The 18,181-nt window shown below is 55.1% G+C and carries 15 protein-coding genes, 1 tRNA gene and 1 pseudogene; 13 read left to right on the forward strand and 4 right to left on the reverse strand.

The window, feature by feature from the left end; all coding sequences use genetic code 11:
* The first annotated feature begins 163 nt into the window (after nucleotides 1-163).
* A complete protein-coding gene (gyrA, locus tag CUC55_RS16250) occupies nucleotides 164-2,995 on the forward strand; it encodes a DNA gyrase subunit A (RefSeq protein WP_103088522.1) in 2,832 nt (943 codons plus the stop codon).
* Nucleotides 2,996-3,107: 112 nt separating this feature from the next.
* Here the strand turns inward: gyrA and CUC55_RS16255 are convergent, their stop codons facing one another.
* Both CUC55_RS16255 and CUC55_RS16260 read right to left on the reverse strand, forming a co-directional pair.
* The gene (locus CUC55_RS16255; RefSeq protein WP_067642959.1) at nucleotides 3,108-3,371 is read right to left on the reverse strand and encodes a hypothetical protein; all 264 of its coding nucleotides are present in this window, start codon (nucleotides 3,369-3,371) and stop codon (nucleotides 3,108-3,110) included.
* Nucleotides 3,372-3,459: 88 nt separating this feature from the next.
* Nucleotides 3,460-4,836, reverse strand: coding sequence for an SPOR domain-containing protein (locus CUC55_RS16260; protein WP_425352173.1), 1,377 nt, complete (start codon nucleotides 4,834-4,836; stop codon nucleotides 3,460-3,462).
* 633 nt (nucleotides 4,837-5,469) lie between these two features.
* Here CUC55_RS16260 and CUC55_RS16270 point away from each other — a divergent pair.
* The 4 genes and pseudogenes from CUC55_RS16270 to CUC55_RS16285 all read left to right on the forward strand — a co-directional run bounded on the left by CUC55_RS16270 (nucleotide 5,470) and on the right by CUC55_RS16285 (nucleotide 8,117).
* On the forward strand, nucleotides 5,470-5,721 hold the full coding sequence (locus CUC55_RS16270) for a hypothetical protein (protein WP_082760107.1): 252 nt from the start codon (nucleotides 5,470-5,472) through the stop codon (nucleotides 5,719-5,721).
* Nucleotides 5,722-6,208: 487 nt separating this feature from the next.
* Entirely contained in the window at nucleotides 6,209-6,574 is a 366-nt protein-coding gene (locus CUC55_RS16275; RefSeq protein WP_103088524.1) for a hypothetical protein, read from the forward strand.
* 139 nt (nucleotides 6,575-6,713) lie between these two features.
* Nucleotides 6,714-7,694, forward strand: coding sequence for a zinc-binding dehydrogenase (locus CUC55_RS16280; RefSeq protein WP_103088525.1), 981 nt, complete (start codon nucleotides 6,714-6,716; stop codon nucleotides 7,692-7,694).
* Nucleotides 7,695-7,762: 68 nt separating this feature from the next.
* A pseudogene (locus tag CUC55_RS16285) lies at nucleotides 7,763-8,117 on the forward strand (DUF1304 domain-containing protein).
* A gap of 1 nt (nucleotide 8,118) precedes the next feature.
* Here CUC55_RS16285 and CUC55_RS16290 read toward each other — a convergent pair.
* Nucleotides 8,119-8,289, reverse strand: coding sequence for a hypothetical protein (locus CUC55_RS16290; protein ID WP_157940971.1), 171 nt, complete (start codon nucleotides 8,287-8,289; stop codon nucleotides 8,119-8,121).
* Between the two features lie 185 nt (nucleotides 8,290-8,474).
* Nucleotides 8,475-8,564, reverse strand: a tRNA-Ser gene (locus CUC55_RS16295).
* A 235-nt stretch (nucleotides 8,565-8,799) separates the two neighbouring features.
* Between CUC55_RS16295 and CUC55_RS16300 the strand changes: the two genes are divergently transcribed.
* From CUC55_RS16300 to CUC55_RS16335, 8 genes are all read left to right on the forward strand, one after another.
* The gene (locus CUC55_RS16300) at nucleotides 8,800-9,879 is read left to right on the forward strand and encodes a septal ring lytic transglycosylase RlpA family protein (RefSeq protein ID WP_067642971.1); all 1,080 of its coding nucleotides are present in this window, start codon (nucleotides 8,800-8,802) and stop codon (nucleotides 9,877-9,879) included.
* A 136-nt stretch (nucleotides 9,880-10,015) separates the two neighbouring features.
* Nucleotides 10,016-11,182, forward strand: coding sequence for a D-alanyl-D-alanine carboxypeptidase family protein (locus CUC55_RS16305; RefSeq protein ID WP_103088526.1), 1,167 nt, complete (start codon nucleotides 10,016-10,018; stop codon nucleotides 11,180-11,182).
* A gap of 71 nt (nucleotides 11,183-11,253) precedes the next feature.
* A complete protein-coding gene (gene tmk / locus CUC55_RS16310; RefSeq protein WP_082760108.1) occupies nucleotides 11,254-11,940 on the forward strand; it encodes a dTMP kinase in 687 nt (228 codons plus the stop codon).
* The gene (locus CUC55_RS16315; RefSeq protein ID WP_103088527.1) at nucleotides 11,937-12,962 is read left to right on the forward strand and encodes a DNA polymerase III subunit delta'; all 1,026 of its coding nucleotides are present in this window, start codon (nucleotides 11,937-11,939) and stop codon (nucleotides 12,960-12,962) included. Before tmk ends, CUC55_RS16315 begins: the two co-directional genes overlap by 4 nt.
* Nucleotides 12,963-13,058: 96 nt before the next feature.
* Nucleotides 13,059-14,609, forward strand: a complete 1,551-nt coding sequence (metG, locus tag CUC55_RS16320; protein WP_067642981.1) for a methionine--tRNA ligase — start codon at nucleotides 13,059-13,061, stop codon at nucleotides 14,607-14,609.
* Nucleotides 14,610-14,614: 5 nt separating this feature from the next.
* Entirely contained in the window at nucleotides 14,615-15,397 is a 783-nt protein-coding gene (locus tag CUC55_RS16325) for a TatD family hydrolase (protein WP_103088528.1), read from the forward strand.
* 3 nt (nucleotides 15,398-15,400) lie between these two features.
* Nucleotides 15,401-16,234 carry an MBL fold metallo-hydrolase gene (locus CUC55_RS16330; protein ID WP_103088529.1) on the forward strand — a complete coding sequence of 278 codons (834 nt, stop codon included), beginning with the start codon at nucleotides 15,401-15,403 and terminating at the stop codon, nucleotides 16,232-16,234.
* 24 nt (nucleotides 16,235-16,258) lie between these two features.
* On the forward strand, nucleotides 16,259-18,040 hold the full coding sequence (locus CUC55_RS16335; protein WP_103088530.1) for a chloride channel protein: 1,782 nt from the start codon (nucleotides 16,259-16,261) through the stop codon (nucleotides 18,038-18,040).
* Nucleotides 18,041-18,181: the final 141 nt, after the last annotated feature.

The raw sequence follows: 18,181 nt of genomic DNA on the forward strand, positions 1-18,181 counted from the left end.
TTGGAACCCTGATCCATCCGTTTTCGCCATGCTCAGGGATAAAACTGTGCATCGTCTTGCAAATGACGCNAAAGACTGTTCAAAACCGCGCTGGAAATTGGCGCTTTCGTGCTGTTTCCGCTATAAAAATCCATCCGATTCTTAACATAGAATGTGATCCGATTTGACTGACCAGAGCCCCCCAGGCGGCGGAAAGCTTCCGCCAGGCATTGAGCCGATTTCCATCATCGAGGAAATGCAGCGGTCGTATCTCGATTACGCCATGAGCGTTATCGTCAGCCGTGCACTTCCAGACGTTCGCGATGGACTGAAGCCCGTTCATCGCCGAATTCTTTACGGGATGAACGAACTCGGTCTCGACTGGAACAAGAAATACGTCAAGTCCGCCCGCGTGACCGGTGACGTGATGGGTAAATACCACCCGCACGGCGACTCCGCGATCTATGACGCCTTGGCCCGTATGGCCCAGGACTGGTCGCTGCGCATGCCGCTGATCGACGGTCAGGGCAATTTCGGCTCTATCGACGGAGACCCGCCGGCCGCCCAGCGTTATACCGAATGCCGTCTCGAGAAGGTGGCACACGCGCTGCTCGACGATCTCGACAAGGAAACAGTCGATTTCCGCGACAACTATGACGGCACCATGTCGGAGCCCGTCGTGGTTCCTGCCAAGTTCCCCAACCTTCTGGTCAACGGCGCAGGCGGCATCGCCGTCGGCATGGCAACCAACATTCCGCCGCACAATCTGACCGAAGTCATCAACGGCTCTATCGCTTTGATCGACAACCCGGAAATCGAATTGCCGGAAATGATGGAAATCATTCCCGGCCCGGATTTTCCGACGGGTGCATTCATTCTTGGACGGTCCGGCATTCGCTCCGCCTATGAAACGGGCCGCGGCTCAGTGATCATGCGTGGTCGTGCTACCATCGAGCCTATGCGTGGCGACCGCGAGCAGATCATCATCACCGAAGTTCCTTTCCAGGTGAACAAGTCGTCGATGATCGNAAAAATGGCCGAATTGGTCAAGGACAAGCGCGTCGAGGGCATTTCCGACCTTCGCGACGAGTCTGACCGTCAAGGCTATCGCGTCGTCGTGGAATTGAAGCGCGATGCCAATGCCGAAGTTATTCTGAACCAGCTTTACCGTTACACACCGTTGCAGACGTCTTTCGGCTGTAACATGGTGGCGCTGAATGGCGGCAAGCCGGAGCAGATGACGCTTCTGGATATGCTGCGCGCTTTCGTTTCCTTCCGCGAAGAAGTCGTCAGCCGCCGCACGAAGTACCTGCTGCGCAAAGCGCGTGACCGCGCGCATGTGCTGGTTGGTCTGGCGATTGCGGTTGCCAATATCGATGAAGTCATTCGTGTTATCCGCCAGGCACCGGACCCGGCGACGGCGCGTGAACAGTTGATGACTCGCCGCTGGCCGGCATCTGACGTGGAAAGCCTGATCCTTCTGATCGACGACCCGCGCCATCGCATCAATGAAGACAAGACCTACAACTTGTCTGAAGAGCAGGCACGCGCTATTCTCGAATTGCGTCTTGCTCGACTGACAGCTCTGGGCCGTGATGAAATCAGTGATGAGCTGAACAAGATCGGCGCCGAGATCAGTGAATATCTCGACATTTTGTCCTCGCGCATTCGTATTCAGCAGATCGTCAAGGATGAGCTGGCTGCTGTCAGGGATGAGTTCGGCACGCCACGCCGCAGTCAGATCGTTGAAGGCGGTCCTGATATGGACGATGAAGATCTCATCGCCCGTGAAGATATGGTCGTAACGGTTTCGCATCTTGGTTACATCAAGCGCGTACCGTTGACGACCTACCGCGCACAGCGTCGCGGCGGCAAAGGCCGTTCCGGCATGGCGACCCGCGATGCGGATTTCGTCAACCGTCTGTTCGTGGCAAACACCCATACACCTGTGCTGTTCTTCTCCTCACGTGGCATCGTCTACAAGGAAAAGGTCTGGCGTCTGCCAATCGGCACTCCGCAGTCCAAGGGCAAGGCGCTGATCAATATGCTGCCATTGGCGGCTGGCGAACGCATCACCACCATCATGCCATTGCCGGAAGACGAGACGACGTGGGAAACACTCGACGTCATGTTCTCCACAACCCGTGGAACGGTACGCCGCAACAAGTTGTCCGATTTCGTTCAAGTCAACCGCAACGGCAAAATCGCCATGAAGCTGGATGAAGAGGGTGACGAAATCCTCTCCGTCGAAACCTGCACCGGTCCGGATGCTCTTGGCGAAGTGGCAGGCGATGACGTTCTGCTGACGACGGCGCTCGGCCAGTGCATTCGCTTCCCTGTTGATGATGTGCGTGTGTTTGCGGGTCGTAATTCGGTCGGTGTTCGCGGTATTAATCTCGGAACGGGTGATCGCATCATTTCGATGACGATTGTCAGCCACGTCAATGCAGAGCCATGGGAGCGTGCAGCTTACCTCAAGCGCGCCGCTGCTGAACGCCGTGCCCTGACGGGTGAGACCGACGCCGAGGAGATCGCACTGGTCGGTGAAGAAGTGACGGAAGAGGGCCACCTCACCGAAGAACGCTACCAGTTCCTCAAGTCACAAGAGCAGTTCGTTCTGACGGTTTCGGAAAAAGGCTTCGGCAAGCGCTCCTCTTCATATGACTTCCGCACCTCGGGCCGTGGTGGTAAGGGCATCCGCGCAACCGATACGTCCAAGACGGCGGAAATCGGTGAACTGGTTGCAGCCTTCCCGGTCGATGAGAAAGACCAGATCATGCTGGTTTCCGATGGTGGTCAGCTGATCCGCGTTCCCGTCGGCGGTATTCGCTTTGCAAGCCGCGCCACGAAGGGCGTGACGATCTTCTCTACTGCGAAGGACGAAAAGGTCGTGTCCGTCGAACGTATCAACGAACCTGAAGGCGATGATGATGTCGAGACTTTGAGCGACGCTGAAACCGACGGTATCGAGACAAATGCCGGTGCAGCACCTGAAGGTGACGGCGAGGGCGTATAAGACAGTGGCGGCGGGCCAGTGAGGGTCCCGCCGCTATCGTTATCATAATCTACNAAATAAAAAGCCCTGCGAAACGTCGATTTCGCAGGGCTTTTTTAATGACTTGAAAGGTTTAACGCAGGCGCAAATGGATTGCACCACGACCTGATTTCGACGCGATATGAAGGTGTATTTTCGCTTCGGGCTGGTTGCTGCGCCAAGCGCGAGCGCCATGGGACAGTAACAAATTCACGAGATCGCGGGTCTTGTGTCGCGATTTGTTCAAGCCCAGGTCGGCGATTCTCATCGCCGCTTCATGGATCGGATGCAGTACGGAAAGACTTTGCTGTCTGCCTTTACCTGCCGCAATGTCCGAATAGTTTTCGTTGATCGCCATCTGGAAAGCCTCGTTACACAATACAATTCGAGGAGTGGAACCGGTAATCTGTATTTTCATCCTACCGGCCCCTGAAACCGTCTTCCGCTTACTGGAGCGATGCCCAGCAGCTGATGCCTTTCTTCTTCAAAGCATTACATGCATTGACCGCTTCATTCTGGCCACCAAAGCCACCGAAGCGAGCGCGGAACATCTGGGCGCCATCCTTATTGAAGGCGACCGTAAAGGGCTTGGCCGAACGGAGCGAGATGCCACCTTTGTCCTGCGCTGCCTGAAGCAGGTTACGGGCGGAGCCTTCGTCTGGAGACGCACCGATCTGGATAACCCAACCTGCTTTGCCTGTTCCCGAAGGAGCTGGGGTGGTGGACGCAGTAACGATGTTGTCCACCTTGGTGGAATTGGTCACCATTGAACGATCAGGCCGCATGTCGACAGGTGGAGTGAGGTTGGCCGGAGGCTTTCCACGTGTTGCTACATCCATGGCCGTGACTGCTGCATTGGCCTGGCTTGGAGCGAAAGCGGATACAGGTGTCTCGTCGGCATAGCGTGCCTGCGGAACGGGGCCAGCATTGGGAAGACCCGCAGACGGCGTATATGCTTGCGTCGTTGCAGCAACAGCCACCGGCTCTTCAATCCGCATGGTCGGTGTCGACGCAATCAGGTTGCTGTTACCGCCACGTGAAGCCTGAGGAAGGTATTGCGCCACAAGCTTGCGCATCGTTGCATCGCGGGCAGCACTGGAGCGACCGCCAAGAACAACAGCGACGATGGAACGACCGTCGAGTTGGGCCGAAGTTGCCAGATTGCTCCCTGCCGCACGGGTGTAGCCCGTCTTGATACCATCAACGCCGCGAACGGTGCCAACCAGACGATTGTGGTTGCCGATGACCTGCTTGCCGAAATTGAAGGTGCGGGTGTTGAAATACCCGTAATATTGCGGGAAATGCTGGCGTAGCGCGACGCTCAACCGAGCTTGGTCGCGTGCCGTCGTCATTTGAGCCGTATTTGGCAGGCCATGTGCGTTGCGATAGGTCGTGCGGGTCATGCCCAGAGCACGGGCTTTCGCCGTCATGATGCGCCCGAAACGTTCTTCGTTGCCGCCGATCAATTCACCCAGAGCTGTCGCAACATCGTTGGCAGAACGGGTCACGAGGGCGAGAATTGCCTGCTCCACGGTAATGCTACCGCCAGCGCGCACGCCCAGCTTGGATGGAGGTTCCTTGGCGGCATTCGCCGATATAGGAACCATCGAATTCAAAGAGAGCCGACCTGAATTCAACGCTTCGAACGTCAGATACAGGGTCATCATCTTGGTTAGTGATGCTGGATAGCGCAAGCCATCAGGGTCTTCACCATAAAGAACCTTGCCGGTCTTGGCATCAACAACGATGCCCGCAAATTTGGGGTCAGCATTCGCAACCTGGGTGGCGGCGGCAGTTGCCGTCGCCATTGCCATTGCAAACATGAAAACTTTCACGAAAGACGAAGCGCCTGCCGTGCGCCCTAGTGCCTCAGATAGTTTTTTGAACACGGTTGAACTCTTTAATCGCATGCCACAGGTTCCGTCCGACACGCCCCGCCAGACTTTTTCAGACGCCAACCTTAGAACCATGGCGTTACCAAGTGGTTTATGAATGGTATCTGAAGCGGATAAAATGCGGTCTTTGATCGAAAACGGAGCAGGGGGAGGTCGCACGGGCCTTCCACGCAGATGTGCATTCGGTGCGGGAAATGAGATATTCTAAAGGTGACGTGTATTGAACTGCCGCAAGCAGATTGCTACCTGTCCCGAAACAAAGGATAAACCATGGCTTCGCGTGACCGATATTCCCGCAAACTCGAATGTGCNAAATGCGGCCATAGCGGNTTTGCCGAAGCCTCGGAGCAGGATGAAAAGCGGAATACCGACGTCGATTTTCGTATAGACGAGATGCCGCAGGGATTTCGGGCGGAGCGTCCTTCCAGAAACCCCGCCGAATACATGATACGATGTGCACAGTGCGGCAGCANTTTCCGGTTTCTGCAAAAGGCGACCTATGCGCCAGGCGGGGAGCCTCGGCGGAGTCGAAACTAGTGCTTTTGCGCTTGAGAGGACGGCATGACGATGGTCGACAACAACGATATCAAGGGCAGGCCGCACCGTAAAAAGCCGCTCTGGCCTTGGCTGTTGCTGCTGATCTTGACACTCGCCGCCATCTATTCCTGGAACAGGGCAACGGAGTTATTCGATGATTTCGAGCGGAACATGCCAGCCGCCATTATCGATCTGTTCAACGATATATTGCGAGATCATGGCCGTGAAAAGCCTTATGGTCCGGGTGTGGACGTGGTCGTTCCGACCCGTATTTAGAACGAATAGAACCGTCATTTACAAAAAAGCCCCGCAAAGTGGCGGGGCAGGTTGTTCGCTCGGGGAAAAATCGGGCAATGCCCTTGAGCGATAATCTTCTCATATTCAAAAACGGGATGTGGCTGGTAGTGCAGTCGTTACGATATCGGTACGCTCTACGAGATAAAAACGTCAGGAAATGTGACATANTTTCATCGAGGATGTTAATTGCCATAAAAAAGGCCCCACCAAGAGGCGGGGCTAAAGTTTCGCCTGATTGGCTTTCAGGACTTGGGAGCTCCTCCCGTGGAGGAAGCCAGTTTGAGATACCGTCGATCTGCAAACTGCGAAAGGCCAGTGTGCCTGCGAACGGTACTCCAGTCCGATTTAAAGAATATAAAGGCATGGTGAATTTAGCGTTCAGAACTTGTTCATCAGTGGCGTGCCATTTTTGGAGCATATTGAGACGCTACCCGGTAACGGTTCGGCTCACATGGAGAGGCCCGCTATGNAAAAAATTCTTCTGACAATGCTTGCTGGTGTTATCGCGAGTGGCGCAGTTCTGGCCAGCGTTCAGACCGCATCAGCGCAGTATTATGACGGCCCCTATCGCTATGATCGTCGCGGTCCTCCGCCACCACCATATCGCGACCCACCGCGCAGACATCGCGACCATGACAATGGCCGTGTCATCGCTGGCGGCATCGCGGCCGGTGTTTTGGGTGGTCTCATCGGCGGTGCGTTGGCACGTGATAGTGGTCCTCGTTACGTTGAGCCCCCACCACCACCGCCACGTTGCTGGTTTGAGGACCGGCAGGTTCGCAACGCCTATGATGGCGGCTGGCACATGGAAAGCATGCGCGTCTGCCAATAAGGCGTACTTAATCGNAAAAAAACGAGAGCCGGCCCTTGGGTCGGCTTTTTTGTTTTCATGCTGTCGATCTCGATCCATGCTTCATAGCAATGCCTCATTGTTTCGAGACTCTTGGACATCCATCAAAAAGGNAAATCTTATGCGTAGCGCAACCCACGACGTTTTTGGTGACCCGCAGGACGTTCTTCAGTTAAGGGATTCGCCCGTTCCGCAGCCGGGTGAGGGCCAATTGCGCATTCGCACGTTGCTATCGCCCATTCATAACCACGATCTTTGGACAGTTCGGGGAAACTATGGATACAAACCACCACTGCCCGGCGCTATCGGTGGTAGTGAAGCCGTTGGCATCGTCGATGCTATAGGCAAGGGCGGTGATCAGTCACTGGTCGGAAAGCGGGTTGCCGCCGCAGGCGTTCACGGCTCCTGGGCCGAATATTTTCTGGCTACGGCCTCTGGCGTCGTACCCGTTCCCGATACGATCTCGGATGAAGCGGCTGCTCAACTCATCGCCATGCCGTTCAGCGCCATCACACTCTTGGAATTTCTAGGTGTCGNAAAGAATGACTGGATCATTCAGAACACCGCCAATGGCGCGGTTGGCAAGGCGGTCGCGATGCTTGCGCAGGCACGCGGCATCAACGTCATCAACCTCGTTCGTCGGGATGAGGGAGTTGAAGAACTTGCGGAACTTGGAATCGTCAATGGTGTGTCTACAGCAGGTGATGATTGGAAAGACGAGGTGCGTCAATTAACCGGCGACAAGCCCATTCGCGCCGGTGTCGATTCGATTGGCGGCACAGCCAGCAACGATATCGCCGAGCTTTTANGGGATGAAGGCCTTCTAGTATCCTTCGGAAGCATGACGGGAGAGCCGATGCAAATTTCATCGGGTCCGGTTATCTTCAAGCAGCTGACAATCAAGGGGTTCTGGGGCAGCACGGTCATCGGCTCGATGCCAGCCGATGACAGGCGCCGCCTGATCGGCGAATTGATCCAGCTTGTTGCAAATGGAACAATCCAGTTGCCTGTCGAAGACATCTATGAACTGGCGGACATATCCGCAGCTGTAAAAGCGTCTCTCGGCTCAGGCAAGACAGGAAAAGTATTGCTGAAACCATAGGCTGCATTGCACCCAGATCACTTTTCGTCTTTCAATCGGTTTTTGTTGCAAGCCCGGGAGGACGAAACTTGATTGCCAACGCTCTGATTGCGATGATTGGCCTTTTGCATTGTTATATTCTTGTGTTGCAAATGGCACTGTGGACGAAACCGGCAGGTCGCAGAGCCTTTCGGCTTTCGCCTGAATTTGCTGAATCGACCAAAGTCCTTGCTGCTAACCAAGGGCTTTACAATGGCTTTCTTGCTGCCGGTTTGTTTTGGGGTCTGATGCAAGGCGAGGAGAGCCGCGGCATTGCGATCTTCTTCCTTGCTTGCATTTTCATCGCCGGTATTTTTGGCGCCGTGACGGCGAACAGAAAAAATACTGTTCATTCAAGCGATGCCGGCAGTTCTAGCGCTGATAGCGGTGTATGCGAAGATCTGACTTACTTAGGCGCTGTGGCATGAAGGCGGGCAACGATGTAATCGTAGCTTTCCATGACCTGCACGCGCTCATTACCAGCCCGTAGAATAAGCGTGCCTTGGACAAGCGGCGATATCTGCGTGACGTGATCGAAGTTGATGGCGAATTTCTGGTTGTTGCTAACCGCTGTCACTTCAATCCACATATCAAGGCCTTTCAAGAATCGTCGTTTGTTGGACCTTATAAATGCACGCGCAAACGTCGCCAATGCTTGCAGACAACACCACGCGCAACTTTTTCNAAAAAAATAGTATGATAAAATTTCCGATTCTCGGCTTCGCGACTGTGACAGCGGTTTGTAATAACAAACGGNAAATATGGCAGATGGGGTNGGATTCGAACCCACGGTACGCTCTCACGCACGCCGGTTTTCAAGACCGGTTCCTTAAACCACTCGGACACCCATCCGTGTTACGCGACGCTTTATAACTGTTTGCTCTGTCTCGTCAATCCATCCTCACAGCCATTTTGGTGCGCAAAAGGAGGGCGCCTCGTTAACCAACGGCTAACCACGTTGATTACAATTTTACCTAATCTGAGAGGAGCGTTCGTAATTTTGCCATGTTGCGGGCAAGATTAAGCGGCTGTTAGGTGCTTCGATGTCACGGGCATGATTATCGAAGCTTGAGGGGTGTCGTGTAAAATGCGACACAATGCAGCACGGGGCGTGGATTTGAACAATACCGTTACGAAAGTCGGTGTGAGCGCGAAATGGCTCGGCATTGCCGTTCTTTGCGCAGCGACCGCATCCTGTTCTACGACATCAAAAACCGAAACGAAGCCGAAGCGTAGCAAGGAATATTTTTCCGAGTCCGAGTACGGCGTGAAGGCTAGCCCACGGGTTGCCGAAGGTGCCAATGTTCCCAAGGGCGGCGGGCGATTTCTGGTTGGTAAAGCCTACACGGTCAAAGGCCGTCGCTATTTCCCCAAGGAAGAGCAGAACTACGATAAGTCTGGCCTCGCGTCCTGGTACGGCTCCGCGTTCCATGGGCGCCTGACGGCCAACGGCGAAGCTTATGACAAGGAACACCTGTCTGCTGCGCACCCGACTTTTCCGCTTCCAAGCTATGCCCGCGTTACCAATCTGAACAATGGCTCTTCCGTTATCGTTCGCGTCAATGACCGTGGCCCTTTCCACGAAGGCCGTTTGATCGACGTATCGAGCAAGACCGCAGATCTTCTGGATATGAAAGCGACCGGCACGGCCAGCGTTCGCGTCCAGTATGTTGGCCGCGCGCCGCTCGATGGTCACGACATGCCCTATCTGATGGCATCCTATTCGCCTAAAGGATCGCGTAATCCGGGTATCAACCCTGAAGGACAGATCGCAACCGGTGTAATGGTTGCGTCAGCTTCACGATCCAATCTCCCAATTCCGCAGAGCGCTGCCTATGGTGGTTCTGCACAGACGGCACTAGTAGGTTCCAAAACCAACCACGCGCTCCAGGCGATGCCGCTGGTCAACGGTCCGGCACCCGTCATGGGGCAGGGTAATGAGGAGTTTGTGATTCTGCCCGAAATCGGCCCCTTCATAACCGAGCGGCCAGAGGGTAACTTCCTGCGTGCGCCAACGCCCGCTGGCAGATTTGCCGCAGCTTATTCCGAAGAGGCACCGGTCTCCCAAGCTGCCAGCGCATTCGACAAGGTTCTTGTCAAGCGCGGTGCTCTGACCGAACAATCCATTCTCAGCTTCGTGAAAAACAAGCAGGGCAAAACCCGCTGATTTTTGCCCTTTCAGACCGCCACTCGCATATTATCCAAAATTGCGTAGTGATTCTGATAAACCCTGCCGCAGATACCGGCAGGGCGTTGGATCATCTGCACAGACAAAGTGTTACAGACTGACGGGCTGACGTTTGATGTGCAAACCTACTTATCGACATCTTTGTACGCTTGTCATCGCAGCCGCTTGTCTGGCTGCGGCTCCTGCGATTGCTTTGGCGCAATCGGCCACCATCGCCATCAAGGCGCAGCAAGCCTATATGATCGACGCCGAGACGGGCACGGTTCTGCTGGCAACCAACGNAAATACGGCATTCCCACCCGCTTCGCTGGCCAAACTTATGACGGTCGAGGTCGTAACGGATGCGCTCTCCAAGGGCCAAATAAGTGCGGACACCAGCTATCCGGTTTCAGAATATGCCTGGCGCACGGGCGGTGCACCTTCGCGCACTTCGACCATGTTTGCGGGGCTGAAATCGTCTATCAGCGTCAATGATTTGCTGACCGGTATCATCGTGCAGAACGCCAATGACGGCTGCATCATCGTGGCAGAAGGCATGGCGGGTTCAGATGCCGCCTTTGCCAAACGCATGACCGAGCGTGCTGGTGTACTGGGTATGAGCGGCAGCACCTTCGCCAACTCCACAGGTCTCCCTGATCAGGTCAGCAAGACGACGGCCAGGGATATGGTTCTGCTGGCAAAACATATTCATGAGACGTTTGGCGAGCGCTACGGTCTCTTCAGCAAGCCTGATTTCGAATGGAACCGCATTTTCCAGCGCAATAAAAACTCGCTTCTCGGCAACGGCATAGACGGGCTGGGACTTGGTTTCGCAGAAGGTCACGGCTTCTCCACCGTCCTGTCCGCTGAGCGCGATGGCCGTCGCATTTATCTTGCGCTAGCGGGTCTTGCAGATGACAAGACGCGTCAGGAAGAGGCGCGCCGGGTGGTGGAGTGGGGTCTAACGGCTTTCCAGAAGCGCAACCTGTTTCAGAAAGATGAAACGGTCGGCAATATCGGCGTTTACGGCGGCGGGGTCGGGGCTATCGATCTTGCCGTTCATGAGGCCGTGAGTGTGCTCATACCCATCAGCAACCCGGAGCGCCTGTCCGGTCGCATCGTCTATAACTGGCCATTGAATGCCCCGCTGGCGGCGGGATACAACGCCGCAACGCTGAAGATATTTTCCGGCGAGAAGCTGCTTCGTGAGGTGCCGCTTTACACCACCGTTGCAGTGGAAAAAGGGACGCTGACTCAAAACGCAGCGGGCGCGCTCAAGGAACTTCTGTTCTTCTGGTTATAGTCCCATGGTTTCGCAACGCACCGAGATGGGTTAAACACGAAATTGCGTATCGCTGACATCAGGAAGAAACATTGCCGGAAAATACTGGTCCCAAAAACACTGGATTGTTCATCAGCTTTGAAGGCGGCGAGGGTGCTGGCAAATCCACGCAGATCCGCATTCTTGCCGATAGTTTGCGGGCGCGCGGTCTCGACGTCGTCGTAACGCGAGAGCCTGGTGGTTCGCCGGGTGCGGAGGCGGTGCGGCATGTGCTTTTATCGGGTGCAGCAGAACCGTTCGGCGTGCGTATGGAAGCAATGCTTTTTGCCGCTGCCCGAAACGATCACGTCGAAGAAGTCATTCGCCCCGCTCTGGAAAAGGGTTCCGTTGTGTTGTGCGACAGGTTTCTGGATTCGTCGCGTGTCTACCAGGGCACCACCGGTAATCTGGAACCTGATTTCATCGAGACCCTGCAACGAATTGCCATCGATGGCACCATGCCGGATATGACGCTGATCTTCGATATTTCAGCCGCAGCGGGTCTCGCCCGTGCCCGCAAGAGAGCTGATGAGGGTGCAACGCCCGATCGCTTCGAAAAAGAAGAGCTGGAGACGCACGAGAAGCGTCGCGAGGCCTATCTTGACATCGCGCTCAATGAGCCCCGCCGCTGCCGCATCGTAAACGCTGACCAGTCTCAGGAAAGGGTCACGGAAGACGTCTTTTCCTTTGTTGAGCCACTGCTTTCGAAACTGAACGCCGCTTCGGAAGTGGCGCAATGAGCGAAGGGCAGGGTGTTCTGGACGGAGCCATTCCGCCGCAGGAAAATGCCAAACTGTTTGGCCACGATGAGGCGCAGCAGTTTCTGGCGCAATCCTATCGCTCTGGCAAAGGCCACCATGCGATCCTCATCGANGGGCCGGAGGGCATTGGCAAGGCGACACTGGCTTTCCGGTTTGCCAACTACGTTCTTGCCAACCCCGAACCATCGCTGGCGCCTTACATTATCAGCGATCCCGATCCTGCATCCATGGTCAGTCGCCAGATATCGACAGGCGCATCCCATAATCTTTTACATCTGACACGTCCGGTCGATGAGNAAACGGGGAAGGTCAAATCCGCCATTACGGTGGATGAGGTGCGCAGGGCAGGGCATTTCTTTTCGCAGACGTCGGGCACCGGCAACTGGCGGATCGTCATCATTGATCCCGCCGATGACCTCAACCGCAACGCCGCGAACGCAATCCTGAAAATACTGGAAGAGCCGCCAAAACGGGCGATGTTTCTGGTGCTTTCCCACGCGCCGGGCAAGCTTCTGCCGACCATTCGCTCTCGCTGCATGCCGCTTCGTCTACTGCCGTTGCAGAATGACGAGATGGAGCAGGCCTTGCAAAATCTCGGCCTTTCGATGTCCGGCGAAAAGCGCGACGCGCTGTTGACTGCTTCCAAGGGCAGCGTTTCGCAGTCGTTGAAACTTCTCAATTATGGCGGCTCGGATATTGTCGATGTCTTTGCAGAAGTGATGGCTGCAACCGGCCCATCTGCGCGCAAGCAAATGCACAAGCTAGCCGATGTTCTTGCACAAAAGGACGGCGATATCGTCCTTGGCTTTTTCATGGAGCACGCGACCGAAACGTTGATGGAACGGGCGCGGGCAGCGGCGATGGCGGGTGACATCAACGCGGCGGAACGCCACGCACGTCTTTCCTCTTCGTTGTCAGAACGCATCACCATTGCGCAAGCCTACAATCTCGACAAGAAACAGATGGTGCTTTCGATTCTGGAAGATATGCGCTTGGTTTGATGTGGTCGANTTTGTACTGCTTTTGCTTTCGCTTGTGCGAACAATAGGCTAAGAGCGGTCTATCNAAAAACAGACCGTNAAAACCGATTGAGCGTCATGACAGACAAGACACCTTTCTACATCACCACAGCGATTTCCTATCCCAACGGCAAGCCGCATATCGGCCACGCCTATGAGCTTATCGCAACGGATGCCATGGCGCGTTTCCAGCGTCTGGATGGAAAGGACGTCTTCTTCCTGACCGGTACCGACGAACATGGCCAGAAGATGCAGCAGACCGCACGCAACGAGGGCATTACGCCGGAAGAGTTGGCGCAGCGCAATTCCGACCAGTTTCGCGCAATGGGCAAGCTGCTTAACGCCTCCAATGACGATTTCATCCGCACCACGGAAGAGCGTCACCACGAGACGTCGCGCAGTATCTGGAAGATGATGGAAGCCCGAGGCGACATCTACAAGGACAGCTATGCGGGTTGGTATTCCGTACGTGATGAGGCATATTTTGCCGAAGAAGAAACGGAACTGCGCGCAGATGGTGTTCGCTATGGACCACAAGGCGCACCGGTCGAATGGGTCGAGGAAGAAAGCTATTTCTTCAAGCTGTCCGAATATCAGGACAAGCTGCTAAAGCTCTACGAAGAAAACCCCGATTTCATCGGCCCTGCAGAGCGCCGCAACGAAATTATGTCTTTCGTCAAATCCGGTCTGAGAAATCTCTCGGTTTCACGTACGACCTTCGATTGGGGCATCAAGGTTCCCAACGATCCGAAGCACGTCATGTATGTGTGGGTGGATGCTCTCACCAACTACATTACCGCGACAGGCTATATCGAAGACAAAAACGGTCCGCGTGCCAAATACTGGCCAGCAGATGTTCATATTATCGGCAAGGATATTATCCGCTTCCACGCGGTCTACTGGCCAGCCTTTCTGATGAGTGCCGGTCTGCCGCTGCCCAAGCGGGTCTACGCGCACGGCTTTCTGCTCAACAAGGGCGAGAAGATGTCGAAGTCTGTCGGTAACGTCGTTGATCCAGTCGATCTGGTGAACCATTTCGGGCTTGATCAGGTGCGTTATTTCTTCCTGCGTGAAGTCTCGTTTGGCCAGGATGGCAGCTACAGCGAAGATGGCATCGCCACGCGTATCAATGCCGACCTCGCAAACGGTATCGGTAACCTTGCCAGTCGCTCACTGTCCATGATCGTGAAGAACTGCGAAGGGCAGGTGCCAACACCCGGCGCTTACACCGATGAAGACAAGGCGATGCTTGCCGCCGCTGATGCTTTGCACACAACGTGCCGTGATGAGATGAGCAAGCAGATGATCCACAAGGCACTCGCTGCCATCATCGCCGTTGTTTCGGAAACCGACCGCTACTTTGCAGGCCAAGAGCCTTGGGCGCTGAAAAAGACGGACCCTGAGCGCATGGGAACCGTGCTTTATGTGACGGCGGAAGTCGTTCGCCAGATTGGCATTCTGCTTCAGCCATTCATGCCAGATTCTTGTGAAAAACTGCTCGACCTCGTCGCTGCACCTGCAGACAAGCGTGATTTCGCGGCGTTGGGCGAAGCCGGACGTCTGGTTCCCGGGACGCCGCTCGAAGCGCCGAAGCCGGTCTTCCCACGCTATGTAGCACCAGAGGCTTGAAGCCGATGCTCATCGATACGCATTGCCATCTGGATTTTGCCGATTTTGATGCGGAGCGCGATGATATCATCGCCCGCGCTCACGCATCCGGCGTTCGGCAGATGGTGACGATCTCCACCCGTGTTGCCCGCTTACCGGAACTGTTGAAGATTACAGAGAAATATCCCTCGGTTTTCTGCTCGGTCGGCACGCATCCCAACAACGCCGACGAAGAACTCGACATCACTGCTGACGATCTGGTGCGGCTGGCCAACAGCCATGAGAAGATCGTCGCGATCGGCGAGGCGGGTCTGGACTACTTCTACGATACGCAAAAGCCGGAAGACCAGAAAACCGGCCTGCGACGCCACATCGAGGCTGCGCGCATCACGCAGCTGCCGCTCGTCATTCACAGCCGCAGCGCCGATGACGACATGATTGCCANTTTGCGCGAGGAAAGCGGGAAGGGGACTTTCCCCTTCATTCTCCATTGCTTTTCCGCCGGACCGGAGTTGGCAAAAGTCGGGGTCGAGCTTGGTGGCTACGTTTCTTTCTCCGGTATTTTGACCTTTCCGAAGTCTCAGGACATCCGTGATATCGCCGCAACCGTGCCACTCGAGCGGTTGCTGGTGGAAACCGATGCTCCGTATCTTGCGCCCAAGCGTTGGCGCGGGAAACGTAACGAGCCATCATACGTCGTCAATACAGCGGACGTGTTGGCCGAGGTTCACGGCATTGCTTGTGAGCAAATGGCAGAAATCACTACCGAAAATGCCTTCCGCTGCNTTTCGAAAATGACGAAGGTGTAGGCTTTGGTACTCTATCGGCGCCGGTTCACGATACTCGGTTGCGGTTCATCGCCCGGCGTGCCGCGTATCAACGGCGACTGGGGCGCTTGTGATCCCGCCAATCCGAAGAACCAGCGCATGCGTGCCGCGTTCATGGTGCAACAATTGGCACCTGGCGGCGGTGTGACGACAGTCGTTATCGATACCGGGCCGGATCTGCGCGCTCAGTTAATTGCCGCAAAGGTCTCGCATATCGATGCCGTGCTCTATACGCATGCCCACGCTGATCATCTGCACGGGATCGATGATCTACGCGGCTACTTCATTTCAAGCCGGGAACGCATTCCCATTTACGCCGATCCGACGACAATGCAGCGTATTCGCGATGGTTTTCCCTATTGCCTCGAAACCCCGCAAGGCAGCAGCTATCCACCTATCGTCATATCGCACACGATTGACAACTTGAGCGCGGACGTGGCGATCAATGGTGCAGGTGGAATGATCCANTTCAAGCCGCATATGCAGCAGCATGGCGATACGCATTCTCTGGGTTTCCGCATCGGTAACGTCGGCTATTGCACCGATGTCAGCGACTTTCCACCGGAGACGGTATCAAAATTGGGTGGCCTCGATGTGTTGATCATCGATACGCTGCAATATCGCTATCACCCTAGCCACCTTTCGCTGGAGCAGTCTCTCACATGGATCGAAAAGCTTGCGCCTAAACGCGCGATCCTAACGCACATGCACACGCCTCTCGATTACGATACGGTGATGCGCGAAACACCCTCACATGTCGAGCCGGCATATGATCAGATGCAATTTGAATTTGAAGTCGAACTGGCTCACTCACTCTGATATTGCGAGGCACGGAGGTACATCATGGCGATCAATCCATTTCGTGCTCCCAGCATGTCCAGCTTTTTCGATAATATTCGCTCGACACGTCTGCGCGCAATCTTTCGGCGCGGAGAGCTGGCGCTGGTCGTTCTCGCGATTTTCGTGGGGATCGCTGCAGGCTTTTTCGTTGCATTGATCGGCGCGATAACCACAAAACTTCATGTTATGTTCTTCGGCGTCGAAAGGCTGAGCAGCAGCGATCTTTCTGGCTGGATCGTGCTCGCCGGTCCGCTGACAGGCGGCGTGATCCTCGGCATTGTCATTTTCGTTCTGTCGAAAACGCGAAAAAAGCCGATGATCGACCCCATCGAAGCCAATGCACTTCACGGCGGACGGCTGTCTCTTACAGACAGCATGATCGTTTGCCTGCAAAACATAATATCCAACGGGTTTGGCGCGTCAGTCGGGTTGGAAGCCGGCTACACCCAGGTGGCCAGTGGCGTTGCATCCAAGCTCGGCGTGAATTTGAAGCTGAGGCGAGGGGATATGCGCATCCTCGTCGGCTGCGGTGCCGCTGGCGCAATAGCCGCCGCATTCAATGCGCCTTTGACCGGTGCTTTCTACGCAATAGAGCTGATCATCGGCACCTACACCGTTGTCACGCTGGCACCCTTGATTGTATCTGCGCTGGTCGCGACTATCGTTGCAGGCTTGATGTCGCAGCACGGCCTCAGCATCGACATACTGGGTTCCAGCGTCGTCACGCCACCGGATTATGTACCTGCCATATTCCTCGGTGCCGTCTGTGCCGGCATCGGCATCGTGCTCATGCAGGCCGTGTCCTTCATTGAGGAAACGGCACGGNAAAGCAAAATTCCCATCTGGCTGAGGCCATCCATTGGCGGCATTGTNGTTGGTGCTCTGGCGCTCATTTCGCCCCAGGTTCTATCCAGTGGTCACGGCGCTTTACACCTCAACATCGATGCTGACATGACGATTGCGGGCCTTGCCGGTCTGTTCATCCTGAAAGCAGCGGCTAGTGCCATTTCTATCGGCTCCAGCTTCCGTGGCGGCCTGTTTTTCGCGTCGTTGTTCATGGGCTCGCTGCTTGGCNAAATCTTCGCTGTTTGCGCACCTTATATCGGCTACGGCGATACGCAGCCCATCGTCTATGCCGTTATTGGCATGAGCGCATTTGCAGCCGCCATCATCGGTGGACCTTTGACGATGACGTTTCTAGCGCTTGAACTGACAGGAGATTTTCAGATCACTGTCCTGGTTCTGGCAGCCGTTATGACGACATCGCTGGTGGTGCGAACGACGTTCGGCTACTCTTTTGCCACATGGCGCTTCCATCTGCGTGGCGAAAGCATCCGCAGCGCCCATGATATCGGCTGGATCCGCGACCTGACGGTCGGCAAGATGATGCGCGCAGACATCCGCAAAGAACCGGTTAGCATCGGCCTTGCGACTTTCAAGGAGAAATTTCCACTAGGCTCGACACAGCGGGTCATCATGACCCATGACGACGGGCGTTATGCGGGCATGATCATTGTCGCTGAAATCTACGCCGATCCGATGGAGCGAGACTCAACAAAGATCAGCCTTGAAACCTATTTGCGTTTCAAAACCGATGTGCTGTTGCCAACCATGAACGCCCGCCAAGCCGCAGCCTTGTTCGACGCGACAGAAAGCGAAGCATTGGCCGTCGTCAACGACNAAATCGNAAACAGGCCCATCGGACAGCTGACCGAAAGCCATACGTTGAGACGTTACAGCGAAGAACTCGACATCAGACGCCGGGAAGCATCAGGAGAGATATAAAACCGCTAGAACTTTTCGTTTTATCACTATGATATATCTGGTGTTACGGCCTGATAGAACGAGAGTTTGGTATGGATATTGATAACTGATTAGCATCAAAAAGTTCCATAATCTATCTTATGCGATCTTTATCTGNTTTCT

This window comes from Agrobacterium bohemicum, from assembly GCF_002896715.1.
GTDB lineage: Bacteria > Pseudomonadota > Alphaproteobacteria > Rhizobiales > Rhizobiaceae > Agrobacterium > Agrobacterium bohemicum.